The following is a 17,873-nucleotide window of genomic DNA, read 5'->3' on the forward strand; positions in this document are numbered from 1 at the left end:
TTATATCGTTGTCTTTGTTCTCCCAAGTGAACACACCTCCACTGATTTCATTATCGGTCTGTCCGTTAACGGGTGTCCACTATTTATTCTAATTGCATTTTGTATGCTAATTCTTCCTGAAGCGGTCCTAGGAGGACACTTTTCACAAAATAAGGTACAATATTGCTCTTATATCCTTAATTTCCCTTAAAACAAGAAATATAAGGTACAAAAATGCCGCTAATTTGGAATGCAGAATGAAATACCGTTGATCATCTTTATGGAGTCCAAGACAACGGTGGCCGAAAGCTCGTCTTTGCTGGAGAGCCACGGGGAACACTGTTTGAATTTTAAATTCCCATATAACTAAGGTAATAAATAGTCATCTAAATAACAAGGAGTTAACGAGATATTAAAGGGCTAACAAGACATTAAAGAACTGTTGAGATAACAAAAATAGCTAAAAGATCAATAGAAAGGAGCACCTCTATTATGGAAACAACACAAAATACCTTCGATGCCGCCGCAGTGTGGGGGAGATTGGAGCGGAAGACGGAGCTTATGCTCCGCCTGATTGGTGATAAATCCCCGCATGTAGCCGGGAAAGACGGTAAGTATGACGATAAACGGATCGACTGGTGGACGTCCGGCTTCTGGCCGGGCATCCTGTGGCTCATGTATGACATGACCGGCAAAGAAGCATATAAAGAAGCCGCCTGGAGCTGGGATGAACGGCTTGAGCGGCTCATGCTGGAGCCGAATAGCTACGATCATGATGTGGGCTTTCAATTCCTGCCCACAGCGGTGTTTAAGCATCTGCTGATTGGCGATGCAGATGCTTTGCGCCGCGGATTGTTCGCGGCGAATTTCCTCGCCGGACGATACAATCTGAACGGCCAGTTTATCCGGGCCTGGAATGGCGACAAGCATGGCTGGTCCATCATCGATACCTCGATGAACCTGTCGTTGCTGTTCTGGGCATCGCAGCAGTCCGGCGATCCCCGGTTCGCGCAGATCGCCCGGTCCCATGCGGAGACCGTGCTGAAGCACTTCATCCGGGATGACGGGTCGGTGAACCACATCGTGGTGTTCGACCCGGATTCCGGCGAGCGCCTCGAAGTGCTCGGCGGGCAGGGCCATGCCCCGGATTCCGGCTGGAGCCGGGGCGCGGCATGGGCGCTCTACGGCATGGCGAATACCTATCGCCACACCGGCGATGAGGTATTCCTGCATGCGGCGCGGCGAGTCGCCCATTTTTTCCTCGCGAACCTCCCGGAGGATGGTGTCGCACACTGGGATTTCCGCGCGGCAGCGAGCCTTGATGGCGAGCCGCGCGATTCCTCAGCAGCCGCCTGCGCAGCGTCGGGGCTGCTGGAGATCGCCGAGCGTCTGACACCGGCCGAAGGCCGAGTCTATCGCGCGGCGGCGGAGCGCATCCTGTATTCGCTGGATGCGCACTACAGCACATGGGAGGATGAAAGCCATGAGGCCATCCTCCGCCACGGCACCGGCCACAAACCGGCCGGTGAGAACGTGGATGTGTCGCTGATCTATGGCGACTACTTCTTCGTGGAGGCCATCGCGAAGCTGAAGGGCTGGGAGCACCGGATTTTTTGATGGCAGCACCAATTTTTTAAGGTGTTGTCACCACATATCCGCGTGGTTGCGGCTTTTTCCAGATGTAAACACCCAAATGACAATGACCCGAAATGGAACCCTCCACTCGGGTAATTGTCATTTTTATCTATCCGTTTTAACTTTTTGAACATTCCCTCTGCTGAAATGATCGCTATAATAAGGATACGCCGAATTCAAATCATATCAGAAGATGAGGGGTTTTTTTGAATCTAAAATTTTTGTGGGAGAAACGGAAAAGTATCATCGTGACCTGGTTAATCTCATACAGCGCCGTCTTGTTCGTGCCGATGATCGTCAGCTTGCTGGTATACGCTCAGTCAAGTCAGGCACTGAAAAGTGAGATTCATCGTGCCAATGACTCCATGCTGAGACAGGTTCGATATACCATTGATACCCAGATTGATCTCATGAAGCGTCTGAATATGGAGATGACCTGGAACAGCAAGCTGCAGGATCTGATGTATTCTAGCAAAACCCAGGGCGATGCCCAGTTCACGGTCTATCAATTGGTCAAAGAACTGCGGATGTACCAGACTTCGTATGCCTCTATTGATGAGTTCTATGTCACCTGGGATCAAGACGGTTCCGTCATCCGGTCTGGTAATGTGCGTGATTTGGAAACCGCTTTCAATACAATTCACAATAACGGTGTCCTGACCTATGAACAGTGGCTGGATACGATCCATCAATCGACGAATAACCGTTTTCTGCTACTACCTCATCTAGATTCGGCCAAACCGCAGACCAGCATAGCCTACCTAACCCACTTGCCCAAGGATCTGAACGGTAGGGAGACGGGGACAGTAGTGGTCATGGCGGATACCGCCAGGTTCCAGCAGGCCATCGAGAGCATATCCGGCTTCAGCGGCGGGCAGGTCCTGGTTCTTAATGAGGAGAACGAGGTCCTGTTGTCCAACCTGCCAGTCTCGATCAATCAGGATCTGTTATTGCAGGATTTGCCGGCCGACAGCAGCCAAGTGATGAATATCCCGACACGAGACGGGGATTCCGAGCTTTTTTACATCCAATCTTCCATCTCCAAATTAAAATATGTCCTGATGATCCCGAGCAGTATTTATTGGGAAAAAGCGGAGTATGTCCGCAGATTCACTTATATCAGCCTCTTTCTCAGTGTTGTGAGCGCAGGGGTGCTGACCTGGTTCTTTATGCGCCGCAATTATTCACCGATTCAGCAGCTTGTGCAGCTTCTGACAGACAAGAACTCTCATGAAGAACGTAGGGACTGGAACGAGCTAAGCTTTATCCAAAGATCGATTTCGAAGACGAGAAGTGAAAAGGAAAAAATTGCACTACAGCTGGAATCACATCAGCATGTGCTGCGTTCCAATATGCTCAATCGGCTCCTCAAAGGCAAGTCGGACCATCTTATTCCCTATGAAGAGGCTTTCGAGTCTTTTGACATCAAGCTGTTATCCGAGGAGTTTGCCGTGATCCTGTTCATGGTGGAGAACGGCGAAAGTCTGTCCGCTCAGCTACCCGGTATTGATCTGCATGAGAAAAGCAAGCTGATTCAGTTCATTATTAGCAACGTGGTGGAGGAACTGGCCGCTCAGTACCATCATGTTGGATATGTGGTGGAAGTGGATGACATGATGGTGTGTCTGGTGAATTGCGGAGAGCCGGAGTCGGCTGTTTTCAAAGAAGACCTGAAAGCTATTGCCGCGGAAGCGCAGCGTTTTCTAGCCAGCTATCACATGGTACTGACTCTGTCTATTGGCGGTATTCATTCCTCCCTGACAGGTATCGCTGAAGCATACCGCGAAGCTGTAGATGCTATGGCCTACAAAATGGTGCTGGGCAAGCAGGAGATCATCACCTATGACGAAATTCGCAGAGAGACTACGGAGCATTCGCAGACCGGATATTATTATCCGCTGCAGGTGGAGCAACAGATTATCAATCTAATCAAGGTTGGAGATATAGAGCAGGTCACGAAAATCATCGATGAGGTGACAGACCGCAACTTCAATCAGCCGATTATTTCACTGACGCTTGCCCGCTGTCTGATCTTTAATTTAGCTGGAACCATGGTGAAGGCGATGAACGAGCTTGGCGACGGGAACAGCGGCATGTTGGGCGATAACCCGTTATGGCTGGATCAAATCATAGCTTGTGACACAATCCTGGAGATGAAGGCAGAGCTCCAGACACTGGTTGCGGAAGTCTGTGCATTTGCCGCGGCCAAGCTGGAGCAGAACGTCTCACACGAACGGGCAGAATCGCTGCGTGATCTGGTTCTCAAGGTTACAGCGCATATCGAAGACGAGTACAGTAATTCCAATCTGAGCGTCAATATGATCGGCGAGCATTTTAACATGAAGGGCAGTTATTTATCGAAGCTGTTCAAGAGTCAGACCGGGGAAGGCGTGCTGGATTATATCAATAAATACCGGATTGGACAGGCCAAGGAGATGTTGAAGACAAGACAGGCTTCAATTTCCGATATTGCCAAGCAGGCCGGGTACAACGAGGTGGCAACCTTTATTCGTGTGTTCAAGAAATATGAGGGAATTACTCCGGGGAAATTCAAGGAAATGACGTGACATATCCGGAAGAAAGGAGGACGTTTCATGAGGGGGGAAGGAACGGAAAGCAATGGTGAAGAGAGAGGCGGGGGAGAACAGAATACAGCCAGTGTGCAAGATCATAACGTATCAGCTAAGGCTGACAAGCAGAATCGATTCCGGCGATCCCGGTACATCCTGTGGCTGCTGCTGATACTCGCAATGTTAGGTTCCTCTTGCAAGGCACAGGCGCCGAAGCAGCAGGAGGCCTCATTGCCATCTTTGGCGCAAAAGAGCATAGAGGAGATTCCCCAAGAGGATGGTTATCCGCTCCATACGAACAAGACGCTCACTTATTGGGCAGAACTGAATGGCAACGCTGGCAATATCAAACCCACCTTTCAGGACGTTCCCTTCTTTCAGGAATGGCAGCGCCGGACCGGGGTGAAGCTGAATTTCATTCAGCCTCCGGCCAACCAGGCCAGAGAAGCCATGAATGTGCTACTAGCTTCCGGAGATCTACCGGATATGCTGGAATATGAATGGGCCGGCTTTCCTGGGGGACCGGAAAAAGCGATTAATGACGGGTACATTTTGCGCCTGAATGAAGTTATAGACCAATATGCACCCCATCTGAAACAATATCTCCGTGAGCATCCCGAGATCGATAAGCAGATCAAGACGGACAGCGGCAGCTATTATGTATTCCCGTTTATTCAAGGGGATGAAAGGCTGCTTACGTATCAGGGTCCGATTATCCGCAAGGATTGGCTGGATGAACTGGGGCTTCAGGTGCCTGTTACCATTGACGATTGGCATACTGCCCTTAAGGCCTTCAAGGAGAAAAAGGGTATTGCGGCACCCTTAAGTTTTCTGGGCGTTCCTAGCCCCTTATTCGGTATCGAGAGTGGGGCTTTTGTCGGGGCCTACGGGATCAAGAAAGGCTTTTATCTGGATCAAGGTCAAGTGAAGTACGGGGCAGTAGAACCTGGGTACAAATCCTTTCTGGCTCTATTTCGACAGTGGTATGCAGAAGGTCTGATCGACAAAAATATGGCTTCGGTTGACACCAAGACGCTTGATGCCAATATGATCTCTGGCAGAAGCGGGGCCAGCATTTGGAACGCGGGTGCAGGTATTGGCATGTGGCAGCCCGCAGTGAAGGACAAATGGCCGCAGGCCAAGTTCGTTCCGGCTCCCTATCCGGTGCTTCATGCCGGAGAGAAGCCGAAATTTGGGCAGCGGGCCAATGCCTACATGGGCAGTGGTGGCGTAGCGATTTCCAGCAGTAGCAAGAATGTGGAGGAAGCAGTTCGTATGCTGGATTACGGCTACAGCCCGGCAGGACATCTGCTCTTCAACTTTGGTATGGAGGGCGTCAGTTATGAGATGAAGGACGGTTATCCTGCCTACACCGATCTCATCATGCAGAATCCAGACAGACTGGCTCCAGCCCAGTCGCTTGCCATGTACACGCGAGCCAGCTATTTTGGCCCTTTTGTGCAGGACGTTCGTTATCTGGAGCAGTACTACTTCCTGCCGGAGCAGCAGGATGCCGTTGAGATCTGGTCGGGAACCGATGCCAGAAACACCCTGCTGCCGCAAATTTCCAAGACGGAGAAGGAGAGTGCGGAATTCTCTGCGATCATGGCGGATGTTACGACTTTGGTAGATGAAATGTCTCTGAAGATTATTTTTGGCATCGAGCCGTTGGAGAGCTTCGACGACTATGTAGCCCAGATCAAGGATTTGAAGATCGACCGGGCTATAGAGATCCAGACAGCTGCGCTTAATCGGTACTCCGAGCGGTGAAGGAGACAGGTTAATGAAGATATAGCATCATAAGAACGCTGCCGGATAAGTGGCAGGGTTCTTTTTTATGCATCCTGGGCAAACTGGATGAGGTTCCGTTTGAAAAACTGGATGGTGTAAAAGATGCAGTCTTGTCTTAAACTAATCATTGATAATAATTATCATTTTCATAAGAGGGGAAGAAAAATAGAGATGCGTAAAAGAAAGCTACATATGGGGATTGTTTTTACTATTCTGCTAAGTCTAGCTTTGGCTGGCTGCGGCAATAAAGACCAAGCGGCGGTTTCCGGCTCTAACACAAAATCAGAGGGTGCCGCTCCTACCGAGCAAGCTTCCAAGTCCGTTTCTATAAAACATGCATGGGGCGAGTCAGAGTTTGCACAGACGCCGCAAAAAATCGTTACGCTGGATTTTTCCTTTATTGATACATTGACTGCCCTTGGAGTGACGCCAGTCGGGAATGCGGGCGTAGGCAAAACCAAGATTCCTGAATATTTGGCGGATAAAGACACTGGAGTGGCCGATGTGGGAGAGCGCAAGGCACCCAATCTGGAGGTCGTCCAGTCCCTGCGGCCGGATCTGATCATTGCCAGTGTGGACCGGCACAGTATGATCCAGAAGGAATTGGAAGGCATTGCGCCTACCATTGCTTTTGACGATGCAAGCTATGATCAAGTGATTGCTAATGTAACTACCATCGGCGAGTTACTAGGCAAGAAGGAAGAAGCCAAGCAGGTGATTCAGAACCTGGAGGATAAGATTGCTTCTCTCAAACAGGAGGTTCAGGGAAATCCGACAATTCTGGTCAGTGGTTATTTTGACGACAGCTTCTCTGTATGGGTTAAGGATTCCTTCATTGGTACATTGATAGATCGGGTAGGCATGAACTATTCGTTCAACGGTGAAGTAACCAGTACGGAAGGCAAGGGCGAGGTATCGAGAATGGCGCTTGAGCGGGTGCATGAATTGAATCCGGATTATCTGCTACTCTATGGAGATAGCCCCGATAAGCTTAAGGACAATCCGTTGTTTAAGGACCTGAAGGCTGTAAAAGAGGGACATTTCCTTACTGTGGACCGGAATCTTTGGGCGCGTGGACGCGGTCCGATTGCCGCCACTAAAATCCTGGAAGAATTTCAGGAAATACTGAAAGCAAACAGTGCATCCAAGTAGGGAGAGATCTCTTTTGAGTGATATTGGTTTGAAAAAAGAAGGGGAGGCGCGTAAAGCGCTCCCCTTGTGGTTGGTTTTCAGCATTCTCGGAGTGATTCTGCTTGTTATAGCGGCTGTCACCCTCAGCTACCGGGTAAAGGGGTTGACCTGGTCGACGCTTTTCTCCACGACTAGCGATGAAGTCTTGAATTACACATTGTGGTCCATACGCGCACCCCGGCTGCTTCTGTCCATCATTTTGGGCGCCGGACTTGCGATTGCCGGCTGTCTGCTGCAGAGTATGACCCGCAATCCGCTGTCTGATCCTGAGATTCTGGGCATTAACCAGGGTGCTTCCTGCTTTGCCGTCATTGCCATCGTCGGATTTGGTGAAAAGGACAGCTCGACAGTGATCCTGCTGGCTTCTTTATGCGGTGCCGGGGCAATCGGTCTCTTAATTTCCTGGCTATCCCGTTACAGTGGAAATGATGCCTCCCGGCTAATGCTGGCGGGTGTTGCGATAAGCGCATTCATGGGTGCTTTAACGACCGGATTTATTTTGCTCTATGAGACGCAGCTTATCGAGATTTTGTACTGGATGGCTGGAAAATTGACAGGGACGACCTGGAGTGACAACAAACTGGTCTGGGCATTGGATATTCCTGCCCTGATCGTGGCTTTTTTGTTGGCCAGAACGTTGAATTTGCTGGGTCAAGGGGAAGAACTGGCCACCGGGCTTGGGGTAAATGTACCCCGTGTCCGGCAACTGATCGGTGTACTGATCGTTATTCTGACAGGCAGTGCCGTCGCCGTAGCGGGACCGATCGGTTTTATTGGTCTCATGGTGCCGCATATGGCCAAACGGCTGGGCGGTCTAGATCACAAGGTCATTTTGCCGCTATCCGCTATCATGGGAGCGGTGCTGCTGTCTGCTGCTGATTTTTTGTCACAATGGCTGACTTATCCTGCTGATCTGCCAGTAGGTATTATTACAGCATTCATGGGGGTACCTTTCTTTCTGTACCTGCTGCGTAGGCAGAAGGAGGGCCATCGATAATGAAACTGAGAAAATGGAGTCGTTTTGGGCAGATCGTTGCGGTGTTAATATTGCTGCTGATAGTAGCGGCGGTCTTGAGTCTCCGTTTTGGTGCGGTGAATACGCCGCTGCGGGAGATTCTGGCCGAGCTGGCTGGCGGAGAACCGCTGGTGCTTAAATATCGTCTGCCGCGGCTGATTATCGCAGTCCTGACTGGGATCAATATGGCCGTCTCCGGGGCCATTCTGCAGAGCATCACCCGGAACCCGCTGGCTGCACCTGATATTGTCGGTGTCACCGCTGGCGGCGGCTTTGGTGCGGTGGTTGTGTTGCTTGCCTTTCCGACATGGAGCGCGGCGGGACTCCCGTTAGCGGCTTTTGCCGGGGCAGTGACCGCTGCTGTGATCGTCTACCTGTTCGCTTACCAGCGCGGCGGAATCCGGCCTACCCGGCTTGCACTGACTGGTGTGTCTGTATCCCTGGGCTTTCACTCACTGATTACGTTCCTGATCGTCAAATATGCGCTGGATTCTTCCCAGGCGCTTGTCTGGCTGAAGGGTAGCCTCTATGCCCGCTCATGGCAGCATGTGGAGATGCTCTGGCCCTGGACACTGGGGGGAGTGATTCTGGCATTGTTCAGTCACCGGCAGATCAATGCGCTGCAATTGGACGAAGATACCGTAACCGGTCTAGGGCTGCGCATCCAGATGGTGCGCGTGCTGCTGCTGCTTACAGCGGTAGGCCTGTCTGCTAGTTCTGTGGCTGTCTCCGGCACGATCGGCTTTGTCGGCCTGGTCATCCCGCCGTTGTCCAAATGGCTTGTCGGTCCTGACAGCCGATTGTACTTGCCAGTAGCGGCTCTGCTCGGAGCTTTGCTGGTAACGCTGGCAGATCTGGCCGGCCGTGTAGTTCTGCCGCCGCTGGAAATTCCGGCAGGAATCTTCACCGCGCTGATCGGTGCGCCTTATTTTATCTATCTGCTGCTCATTCGCAGAGCACAACCAAACAAGAGCCGGTCCCGCTAAGGGCTGGCTCTTGTTTGGTTTGTTTAATGTCATCTTCAAATATTATTTCTGCAATTCGGCGCGTACAGCGTCTGCTAGCCTGGCTATGCCAGGTAGAATGTCTTGGTCTGTCGGCCTGCCATAGGCCAGCCGCAGATAACCTGACTCAGCGCCGTATACCCCGCCCGGCACAAACGCCATCCCTCTCTGCAGCGCCGCCTCCAGCAATCGACTTTCATTGATCTCGCCTGGCAGCTTGCACCACAAATAGATTCCCCCCTCAGGCTTGTTGAAGCTAACTATCCCAGGCAGCTCTTGTTCCAATGAGCTGATGGTTAAATCTCGCTTGTACAGCAGCCTTTGCCGTAAAAACTCCAGGTGTGACACGAAGGTGGGCGAGGACATAAACTCAGCCGCAATATGCTGAGGTATGATACTGAAGCCAAGATCCATCTGCCGTCTGGCATCGGCTAGGCGACTGAGGACGGACTTCGGTGCAACAATCCAGCCGATGTGCAGGCCCGGTGCAGCTATTCTGGAGAAGGAGCCTGTATAGAGCAGACCGGAGGCCGTATCCTCTGATTTCAACGGGAAGGCCATTTCTCCGTTGTATCCGGTCAAGCCCAGCGGATCATCCTCTACAACGGGAAGCCGCAGCTCGCTGGCTGTCTCCAGCAGCAGCCTGCGTCTTTCCCTGCCCAGCAGCGTTCCAGTGGGATTCTGGAAATTGGGGTTGATGAAGAGCATCTTGATCCGGTGCTTCCTGTGCAATGTGCGCAGACTGTCCGGGCAGATGCCCTGATCGTCCACTGGCAGCCTGAATAACCGCAAGCCTGTCGACTGGAACATTGACAATGAACGGAAAAAAGAAGGGGACTCGACCCCAATGGCATCCCCTGGAGACAGCAGGCATTGGGTTATTAAGTGAAGCGATTGCTGTGAACCCGAGGTGATCATTATGGAATCCGGGGTCGTCTGGATACCTCTGTAACGCGCAAGAAATTCCGCCAAGGCCTGACGTAAGGGGAGATACCCCTGGGGGAGATCAGGCCCTTCATGGGGCGAATAACGGTACTCGGAAATAATCCGATTGATCTCATCTGTCGGTAACAGTTCTAGCGAAAGCTTTCCGCTGGCAAAATCAATCAGCGCTGGATCATGCCCCAGCGCTTCGCGGACACGACGGAGCAGCGGAAGATTGGGCAAAAAGTTGCCGCTGTCCGCGTAAGCCTGCCAACTCGGCGTAGAGAGCGCACTTTTTTGTCTGAGCGGGCTGACAAGTGTCCCGCTGCCGGGCCGGGTCTCGATTATGCCCTGTGAGCGCAGCTCCGAATAAGCAAGTACCACCGTGCTGCGATTGACTTTGTACTGCTCCGCCAGCTTCCGTTCCGAGGGCAGCCGACTGCCCGGCGGGTACTCACCTTGTACTATTTTTTCTCCCAGAAGATCAGCGATTTGAAGATACACTGGCCTGCTGCTTTGCCGATTCGGTTTCCACATATATTCATCACCTGCCATAATGCTATTCTGTAATAGAACTAACTTGATTTTCCAAACTGCTAGTCCTAATTAGGATTGTTTTTTCATTCTACACTATCCAGCGTGGACAACCCAGTCTAACCGTATTCCAACTTTTGAGGTAAATATGTTGTCTTGGAGTACAGACTTAACAACGTATTTAGTGTAAACTGAATGTAAAGCGGTCACGGATAAGTTGGTATTTTTCATGAAAAGGCTCTTCATATGAAGAGTTTTTTCCAATTTTACAGAAAAGAATGTGATGATGGTTATGCAGCTTCGCGCTCGTCTTCCGAAGAAAGGCTTGCTGGAGAAATATCTGTCCGGGGAGAGTATGGATTATCGGCAAATTATAGCTTTGTTTATTCCGATTCTGATTGATCAGGCCTTTATTATCGGGCTCAACCTGGTGAATACCGCGATGATCAGCTCGTCGGGGGTATCGGCGGTCAGTGCGGTAAATATGGTGGATTCGCTGAATATTTTCCTGATCAACGTCTTTGTCGCGGTTGCCACTGGGGGAACGGTAGTAGTCGCACAGTATAAGGGGAGCGGCAATGACCGTATGGTCTCTCAGGCGACAGCAGGCTCCGTTACTTCGGTGTCACTGATCGCGCTTGGTATCGGCCTTCTGCTAATGGGCTTCCACACCCCTATACTTAATCTTCTGTTTGGTTCAGCTTCGGCTGATGTGCTGGATAGTGCGCGGATTTATCTGATCGGCAGCAGTATCTCTTACCTGGGGATTGCCGTAGTTCAGGCGGTGTGCGGGGCCTTACGCGGTGTCGGCAAGACCCGGGCATCCTTGATGCTGTCGTTGATTATGAACCTGCTGTACGTCGTTCTCAACGTGGTTTTCATTAGCCTGCTGCATATGGGTGTGTTGGGGATGACGCTTGCGATTAATATCGCCCGTTATGTGGGCATGGCCTGTGCCCTGTACTATCTGTTCAAGATAGACACTACACTGCGTGTCCGTGTGCGCGACTTATTTCATATCCCAATGACCATGCTTCGGAAAATCATGTTCATCGGCCTGCCATTCGCCGCGGAGCAGATGTTCTTCAACGGCGGAAAGCTGTTGACCCAGGTGTTCATCGTTAGCTTGGGCACCTATGCTATTGCGACCAATGCTATTGCCGGCTCGCTGGCGATGGTGTTCCAGATTCCGGTCAGTGCACTCTCCTTGACGATTGTAACGGTGGTAGGTCAATCTATCGGGCGAGGTAATGTCTCTGATGCAAGAAAATTCATCAAGGCCTTTCTCTGGATCGGTTCCGGATCGTTAGCAGTGATCGCCTTGATTCTGATGCCACTGTTCCACCCGCTGGTATCGATCTTCTCGCCGCCACCGGAGATCATTCATGATCTGTTTGTGGTATTGCTGGTCAATTCCATCGCTCAGGTGCCGCTATGGGCCATCAGCTTTGTCTTGCCATCCGCGCTACGGGCGGCGGGAGACTCCAAATTTACTTCCATCACCTCGATGCTGACCATGTGGCTGTTCCGGGTAATTCTTGGCTACATCTTGGGAATCGTACTCGGCTACGGTATTCTGGGGGTTTGGCTGGCCATGAACAGCGAATGGGCGGTCCGCGGAGGCATTTTCCTGTGGCGGTTCCGTGGCAAGAAGTGGTATGCGCATAAATTGATTTAGAGCTATAAGGAACAAAATGGGATCGACCATTTAGTTTAGCGAGGGCTGAACACACGATGTGCAGCTCTCTTTATTTTTACTAGAGTACCTTTTCTTTAAAAGATAGATTGCCTATGACTGGATATTCGTGTAAAATAAACTTTTGCGCATAAATATACAGAGGTGATTTTACCATGGCAATGCTCCTTACATACGTTTTACTAGGTTTCTCTATAGCCCTTCCAGTCGGTACGATTACGATCGAAATGACAAAGCAAGGGCTCAAAAATGGATTTATGCACGGCTGGATCGTCGGACTTGGCGGGATGACCGTAGATGCGCTGTTAATCATCGCATTGTATTTGGGCCTGGCTTCCGTGCTATCTCTACCTATTATACAAGTCATTATGTGGTTGGTTGGGGCGCTGTTCTTGTGTTACGTAGGCTATGACAGTATTAAAAATGCAGATCATGATATCTCGCTGTCTGGGGAAAAGAAGACCAAATCGCTATTTTCTTCTTATAAAAATGGACTGCTTGTAGCCGTTTCACCAGGGAACCTGGTGTTTTGGGTGAGTGTCTTCGGTACTGTGTTGGCCGATTCATTCGACAAATCCAATACCGGCAGTTTTCTGATTGTCGGTCTAGGCATTATGCTGGGCATCCTGATTCACGATTTGGGACTAATGACGATTGTAGCTACCACCCGTAAGGCCATGAACCACACAGCGATCAAATGGGTGACGATTGCAGCAGGCATTGTCCTGATTGGATTTGCAGGATATTTCTTTTACCAGTTCGGTGTGAGTGTGAAAAAATATTTTTGATCTTTTATGAATTTTCTGTAACGAAGATTGGAAAACCGACAAAATTAGCTGCGCAGTACGCCACAAGCAGCATGTGGTGACTGAACGCGGCTTTTTTTTATTGACGGTAAGGCTTATTATTTAATCGAAGTACGGGCTACCAGGTGTTTAAGCTGGATGCATTTCTGGTTAATACAATACACCTAATGCTGGAAATTAGAGAAGGATAGTTCCATGTAAGGGTTTTAATTAGTAGGCCCGAAGTTACAAACCAGTAAGCTTTCTTTCATTGAATCGTTACTTACCGCAGGATTCTCCATGCTAAGATGGTCTGGTCCTATCATAAGTGCTATACACAAGGAGGAAGTTTACGATGAGTTTGAAACAGTCATTTCTAAAAATCACCCTTGCAGCGTCATTGACCGGTGCGGTTGCCGCAGGGGCCGTTATAGTAAGTCCGAGCTTTTTACCGGCGGGTCAGGCTGCAGCTGCAAGCGCACCCGTAGCCGATACAGCGCAAGCACTCAAGACATTAAACAGTTTCTACAAGCCAGCATTGAAAGGTCAGTTTCCTGGTTCTGTTAGCGGCCTGACCGTAGGCAAAAGTACACGTAAGGATGTGTACAAAACAATTGGTAAGCCGGAACAAAAAGGCAATGATGCGGACGCTTTTGAACTCTATCATGCTGAAATGGGCCATCCGGGATATGCCTTCTCCTACAAGCTGGACAAAATCCGCGAAATGCGTTATTTCGGTACGAATATCGAACGCCAAACCAACATTGGCGGGATCACCATGAGCATGCTGAAGAAAAATTGGTTTGCCCCTAACTCCACAACTACCATTAAAAATGGCAAGCTCAAACAAACCAAATTAACCTATGTTCGCGGTGATTATAAGCTGGAGTTTATTTTCAACAGCAGCACGGATTTGGATCATATTAATTTGCTGCATTCTTGATGACATGATATAAGAAGCCGATGTTATCGGCTTGAAATAGAAAAAAGCAGAACAGCGCTTCCCTAATAAGGAGGCGCTGTTATTTATTCAAATATAGAATAGACCTATTTACTCTTCATAGGATAATATGAAGTGACCAAGAGTGATAGGAGTTATTGGGAATTGAAGGAATTAATTGTTTCTATTGTAGTGTTGTCTTTATTAAGTACTGGGAGCGCTTCGAAGTCATCCTTATCCGAAGCCTTAGCTGATGCTGAGACAAAGTCTGCACAAATGAGTCAAATCATCAAAGATAAGATATTTAAGCTGTCTGATCAAACCCTGAGCGATGCGATTGCCTTGGCTAGAGCAGATGATACTGTCCTTCAATCCTTCGAACGTTCTCGGTATTTACCGATCACTACTGATAAGGTGCATCACGATCAACCAGAAGTAAAATTAATTACACCTTATCTGTTGACTGTGAGAAAAGCTTATATGAAATTTGAAAATGACGAAGATTTTTCTTTGACCGATGCCAAGAAGGTAGTAGATGATTATGCAAATTTGCTATTGTTATCTTTTGAAGTCACAGCCAAGGGGGATGAGATTGATTTTGCACGCAACGTTGATATTTCCTTAAAGCAGGGAAGTACAGTTCTCCATTCTTACGTCATCATCAATAAAGATAATGATGCTGCAGAATCTGAAAACTGGCCGAATTCGCCTGCGTACATAAATCGGTTATTTGTACCTTTTGATATTTTTGAGATTAACTATGCTCAGGATGCGGAGTTAATCTATCAATATGGCAGTAACAAAGATACTGTTACTTATAAAGTGGATTTCTCGAAAATCAAGTAGTGTCTGCGCTCTATCACACCAGTATATCCCAATCCTTGAACACCGGCTGCAGCCTGTTCTGATACAGCATCTCCCGGATCTCGGATACACTGCGTCCGTCGGAAATCTCAAACTGGGGCGTGCCTCCGTCGCTGACGTGTCCGCCTACTGCGGTGGATACACCTGCTGACATTTTGGTTACGCCAAGATGGATGAGGCGATCGCGCAGATGCGCTGGCTCGCGGGTGGAGAGAGTGATCCCGGCCCGGGGCAGAAAAAGACGATAGGCAAGTATAACCTGCACCAACGCACTGTCGGTTACATCCGAATGTGGGTGATAGTCTCCCAGAAACGGGCGGAATCTCGGGATCGACAGGCTGAGTTCACAGTCGGGATATTTGCTTTGCAGATAATTAGCATGCAGTGCTGTAATAAAAGCCTCTTGCCGCCAATCATGCAGGCCGAGCAGCGCGCCTATCGTGACGGAGCGATATCCAGCCGCACAGCCTCGTTCAGGAGCATCCAGACGAGCCCGGAAATTTCGTTTAGGGCCCTTAATATGTAGCTTTCTGTATGTCTCCTGATGATAGACTTCCTGAAATAGCGTCAAGCTGTCTACGCCGGCCTCTCCAAGCTCACGGTACTCCTGAACGGACAATGGGTTGACTTCGATACCGATGGAAGAGAAGTGCTTCCGCAGCACCTGAACGCATTCCTTCATATAACTGACAGGGGAGTCCTTAGGAGATTCGCCGGTCAACAGCAGGATATGCTGGATGCCTGTCTCAGCAATCGCCCTAGCTTCTTTTTCGACTTCAGCCATGTCTAGTTTCTTGCGCGGAAAATCATAGACGTAGCTAAAGCTGCAATATTCGCAATGATTCACACAGTAATCTGATACATAGATCGGCGTAAAGAGCTGCATCACATGACCGAATTGACTGCGGGTGACTTGCTGCGCTTTCTGAGCGATAGCCTCCAGATGTCTGCTGGCGGCAGGGGAGAGCAGGGCAAGCAGGTCTTCTTCAGTGATTTTTTGTTTAGTCAAAATGCGCTGGATATTCAGGTCTGTATATTCCGACAACCGCTCTCGAAACGGGAAGCGTTCCAATTCCAGTAATCTATCATAGAAGCTCATATTTATCCTCCTATTGGCTCAGAAATCCCGTCAAGGGCGAAGAAGCGGCGGCTTCTTGTTGTACCGGGCCCAGCCCTGACAAATAAGCAAGCCTTCCTGCTGTTACCGCATTCCGGAAGGCAGCCGCCATACCTAGCGGATCACGTGCCGTGGCGATGGCTGTATTCAGCAGTACAGCGGCGGCGCCCATTTCCATGGCTTCCGCTGCTTCCGAAGGGCGGCCGATCCCTGCATCCACGATGACAGGCAGATCTACTTCCTCAATCATGATGCTGACCAGCTCTTTGGTCCGCAGTCCCCGGTTGCTGCCGATGGGTGATCCAAGCGGCATAACCGCTGCCGCCCCGGCATCCCGCAGCCGCAGAGCAGCGCCCAGGTCGGGGGTCATGTAAGGGAGCACGATAAAGCCTTCTGCAGCCAGCACTTCCGTTGCGCGAATCGTCTCCATATTGTCAGGCAGCAAATAGCGTTGGTCTTTAATAACCTCAAGTTTGATCCAATTGCCCATATCAGCCGCCTTGGCGAGCCGGGCGATACGGATGGCTTCTTCTGCGTTTCGGGCACCGGAGGTGTTGGGTAGTAGCGTCATACTGTCAGGGATATGCTGCAAAATATTTTCCTCCCCCCACTCAGGATTGACTCTCCTTAACGCAACAGTAATGACTTCTGCACCTGATGCTGCAATCACCTCGGGAATCAGGGTATTGCGGTTATACTTGCCGGTGCCGATGAACAAGCGGCTGGTCAGCGCTTTGCCGCCAATCTGGAAGATATCGTTCATGCTGAGAACCCCTCTCTATAATCCGATTTTTTAGCCAAAATATCGATGGTATACTGTACGGGCCTCAGCAGTATCTGAGGTTCCGTGGATGAATACCCGGCCATCCGGGAACAGAGCAATCCGGTGTTTTGCTAAGTCCAACGACAGCATGTATGGATTTCGTCTCACCTCTCCATGCACTGCGAGAATTTCTTCCCATAGTTTCAGATTTAGGCGGCTTGAACGGGCCGGGCGGATCTGCACGGTCTCTCTGCCGCATAATACAGCGGTCTTGGACAGATTGGTCGCAGACAGGAAGGGATAGAGGGGTTTTTCGCCGCAGCTGGGACAGTCGGTACGTTTAAGCTGTTCCGTAACGATCGAGACATGCCGATTCTCCCACAGGTCAAAGGAAACCAGTGTCCCGCGTAGAGATTCCTTCTGTCCGGAGAGCCATTTTAACGCCTCGGCAGTCTGGTAAGCAGCAGTCATCTGTACAGCCGGCTGAATAATACCCACCGAGTCGCAAGTATCCCCTTCGGCGTGAAGCTCGTCAATCAGGCAGTGGAGGCAGGCGCTCTCTCCGGGGACGACCGTCATAGATATACCGCTGCTTCCTGTGCAAGCTCCGTAAATCCAAGGGATACCTGTCTTGGCCGAAATATCGTTAATAATCATTCTGACCTCAAAATTATCGGAGGCATCGAGAATCAAATCGACCCCACGTGCATACTCTACAATCTCATCGGCGGCAGCATCGGCTACAATTCCTTCCACAGTCACATAAGAGTTCACGCTCTGTAGTCTCTGTGCCGCTGCGATTGCTTTGGGTAATCTTTGCTCTGCATCGGCTTCACTGTACAAATTCTGGCGCTGGAGATTGCTCCACTCCACGTAATCCCGGTCGACGATCACTATTTTGCCTACCCCGGCGCGGACCAGCGTCTCGGCAATAGCAGACCCCAGTGCGCCTGCACCCAGAATGAGCACACTGGAGGCGGCTAGTCTTGCTTGACCTTCCGCGCCTATGCCGTGAAAACGTACCTGCCTGCTGTACCGCTCCTGTTCTTCCGTAGTTAGAGTCAA

At 50.2% G+C, this 17,873-nt stretch carries 14 protein-coding genes; 10 read left to right on the forward strand and 4 right to left on the reverse strand.

Features of this window, described 5'->3' with window-relative positions:
- Positions 1-471 precede the first annotated feature (471 nt).
- From ACFORK_RS25155 to ACFORK_RS25180, 6 genes are all read left to right on the forward strand, one after another.
- The gene (locus tag ACFORK_RS25155) at positions 472-1,596 is read left to right on the forward strand and encodes a glycoside hydrolase family 88 protein (protein WP_379204273.1); all 1,125 of its coding nucleotides are present in this window, start codon (positions 472-474) and stop codon (positions 1,594-1,596) included.
- Positions 1,597-1,820: 224 nt separating this feature from the next.
- On the forward strand, positions 1,821-4,181 hold the full coding sequence (locus tag ACFORK_RS25160; protein ID WP_379204275.1) for a helix-turn-helix domain-containing protein: 2,361 nt from the start codon (positions 1,821-1,823) through the stop codon (positions 4,179-4,181).
- 27 nt (positions 4,182-4,208) lie between these two features.
- Positions 4,209-5,954: an extracellular solute-binding protein gene (locus tag ACFORK_RS25165; protein WP_379204277.1), complete on the forward strand. Its 1,746-nt coding sequence runs from the start codon at positions 4,209-4,211 to the stop codon at positions 5,952-5,954.
- Positions 5,955-6,146: 192 nt separating this feature from the next.
- Complete coding sequence (locus ACFORK_RS25170; protein WP_379204279.1) at positions 6,147-7,127, forward strand: ABC transporter substrate-binding protein; 981 nt, start codon at positions 6,147-6,149, stop codon at positions 7,125-7,127.
- A 13-nt stretch (positions 7,128-7,140) separates the two neighbouring features.
- Positions 7,141-8,163: a FecCD family ABC transporter permease gene (locus ACFORK_RS25175; protein WP_379204281.1), complete on the forward strand. Its 1,023-nt coding sequence runs from the start codon at positions 7,141-7,143 to the stop codon at positions 8,161-8,163.
- Positions 8,163-9,167: a FecCD family ABC transporter permease gene (locus ACFORK_RS25180; RefSeq protein ID WP_379204283.1), complete on the forward strand. Its 1,005-nt coding sequence runs from the start codon at positions 8,163-8,165 to the stop codon at positions 9,165-9,167. Before ACFORK_RS25175 ends, ACFORK_RS25180 begins: the two co-directional genes overlap by 1 nt.
- A 42-nt stretch (positions 9,168-9,209) precedes the next feature.
- Here the strand turns inward: ACFORK_RS25180 and pdxR are convergent, their stop codons facing one another.
- Entirely contained in the window at positions 9,210-10,646 is a 1,437-nt protein-coding gene (pdxR, locus tag ACFORK_RS25185) for a MocR-like pyridoxine biosynthesis transcription factor PdxR (protein WP_379204285.1), read from the reverse strand.
- Positions 10,647-10,929: 283 nt separating this feature from the next.
- On the opposite strand from pdxR, the gene ACFORK_RS25190 reads away from it, so the two are divergent.
- The 4 genes from ACFORK_RS25190 (at position 10,930) to ACFORK_RS25205 (ending at position 14,910) form a co-directional block, all read left to right on the forward strand.
- Positions 10,930-12,321 carry an MATE family efflux transporter gene (locus ACFORK_RS25190; protein ID WP_379204465.1) on the forward strand — a complete coding sequence of 464 codons (1,392 nt, stop codon included), beginning with the start codon at positions 10,930-10,932 and terminating at the stop codon, positions 12,319-12,321.
- 173 nt (positions 12,322-12,494) lie between these two features.
- The gene (locus tag ACFORK_RS25195) at positions 12,495-13,127 is read left to right on the forward strand and encodes a LysE family translocator (protein ID WP_379204288.1); all 633 of its coding nucleotides are present in this window, start codon (positions 12,495-12,497) and stop codon (positions 13,125-13,127) included.
- A 352-nt stretch (positions 13,128-13,479) separates the two neighbouring features.
- Positions 13,480-14,067: a YjgB family protein gene (locus ACFORK_RS25200; RefSeq protein WP_379204290.1), complete on the forward strand. Its 588-nt coding sequence runs from the start codon at positions 13,480-13,482 to the stop codon at positions 14,065-14,067.
- Positions 14,068-14,229: 162 nt separating this feature from the next.
- On the forward strand, positions 14,230-14,910 hold the full coding sequence (locus tag ACFORK_RS25205) for a hypothetical protein (protein ID WP_379204292.1): 681 nt from the start codon (positions 14,230-14,232) through the stop codon (positions 14,908-14,910).
- Positions 14,911-14,923: 13 nt separating this feature from the next.
- Here the strand turns inward: ACFORK_RS25205 and thiH are convergent, their stop codons facing one another.
- From thiH to ACFORK_RS25220, 3 genes are read right to left on the reverse strand one after another with little or no spacing between them, the layout of a single operon-like run.
- Positions 14,924-16,027, reverse strand: a complete 1,104-nt coding sequence (thiH, locus tag ACFORK_RS25210) for a 2-iminoacetate synthase ThiH (protein ID WP_379204294.1) — start codon at positions 16,025-16,027, stop codon at positions 14,924-14,926.
- Between the two features lie 10 nt (positions 16,028-16,037).
- Entirely contained in the window at positions 16,038-16,808 is a 771-nt protein-coding gene (locus ACFORK_RS25215; RefSeq protein WP_379204296.1) for a thiazole synthase, read from the reverse strand.
- Positions 16,809-16,838: 30 nt separating this feature from the next.
- A complete protein-coding gene (locus ACFORK_RS25220) occupies positions 16,839-17,873 on the reverse strand; it encodes a ThiF family adenylyltransferase (protein WP_379204298.1) in 1,035 nt (344 codons plus the stop codon).

It is taken from the genome of Paenibacillus sp. GCM10012306 (assembly GCF_042649265.1).
In the GTDB taxonomy this organism is placed as follows: domain Bacteria; phylum Bacillota; class Bacilli; order Paenibacillales; family Paenibacillaceae; genus Paenibacillus_AQ.

Coding starts and splice junctions, on each gene's coding strand:
- ACFORK_RS25190 (WP_379204465.1), top strand. CDS start 10,930: ATGGTTATGCAGCTTCGCGCTCGTCTTCCGAAGAAAGGCTTGCTGGAG.
- ACFORK_RS25200 (WP_379204290.1), top strand. CDS start 13,480: ATGAGTTTGAAACAGTCATTTCTAAAAATCACCCTTGCAGCGTCATTG.
- ACFORK_RS25155 (WP_379204273.1), top strand. CDS start 472: ATGGAAACAACACAAAATACCTTCGATGCCGCCGCAGTGTGGGGGAGA.
- ACFORK_RS25165 (WP_379204277.1), top strand. CDS start 4,209: ATGAGGGGGGAAGGAACGGAAAGCAATGGTGAAGAGAGAGGCGGGGGA.
- ACFORK_RS25170 (WP_379204279.1), top strand. CDS start 6,147: ATGCGTAAAAGAAAGCTACATATGGGGATTGTTTTTACTATTCTGCTA.
- pdxR (WP_379204285.1), bottom strand. CDS start 10,646: ATGTGGAAACCGAATCGGCAAAGCAGCAGGCCAGTGTATCTTCAAATC.
- ACFORK_RS25180 (WP_379204283.1), top strand. CDS start 8,163: ATGAAACTGAGAAAATGGAGTCGTTTTGGGCAGATCGTTGCGGTGTTA.
- ACFORK_RS25195 (WP_379204288.1), top strand. CDS start 12,495: ATGGCAATGCTCCTTACATACGTTTTACTAGGTTTCTCTATAGCCCTT.
- ACFORK_RS25215 (WP_379204296.1), bottom strand. CDS start 16,808: ATGAACGATATCTTCCAGATTGGCGGCAAAGCGCTGACCAGCCGCTTG.
- thiH (WP_379204294.1), bottom strand. CDS start 16,027: ATGAGCTTCTATGATAGATTACTGGAATTGGAACGCTTCCCGTTTCGA.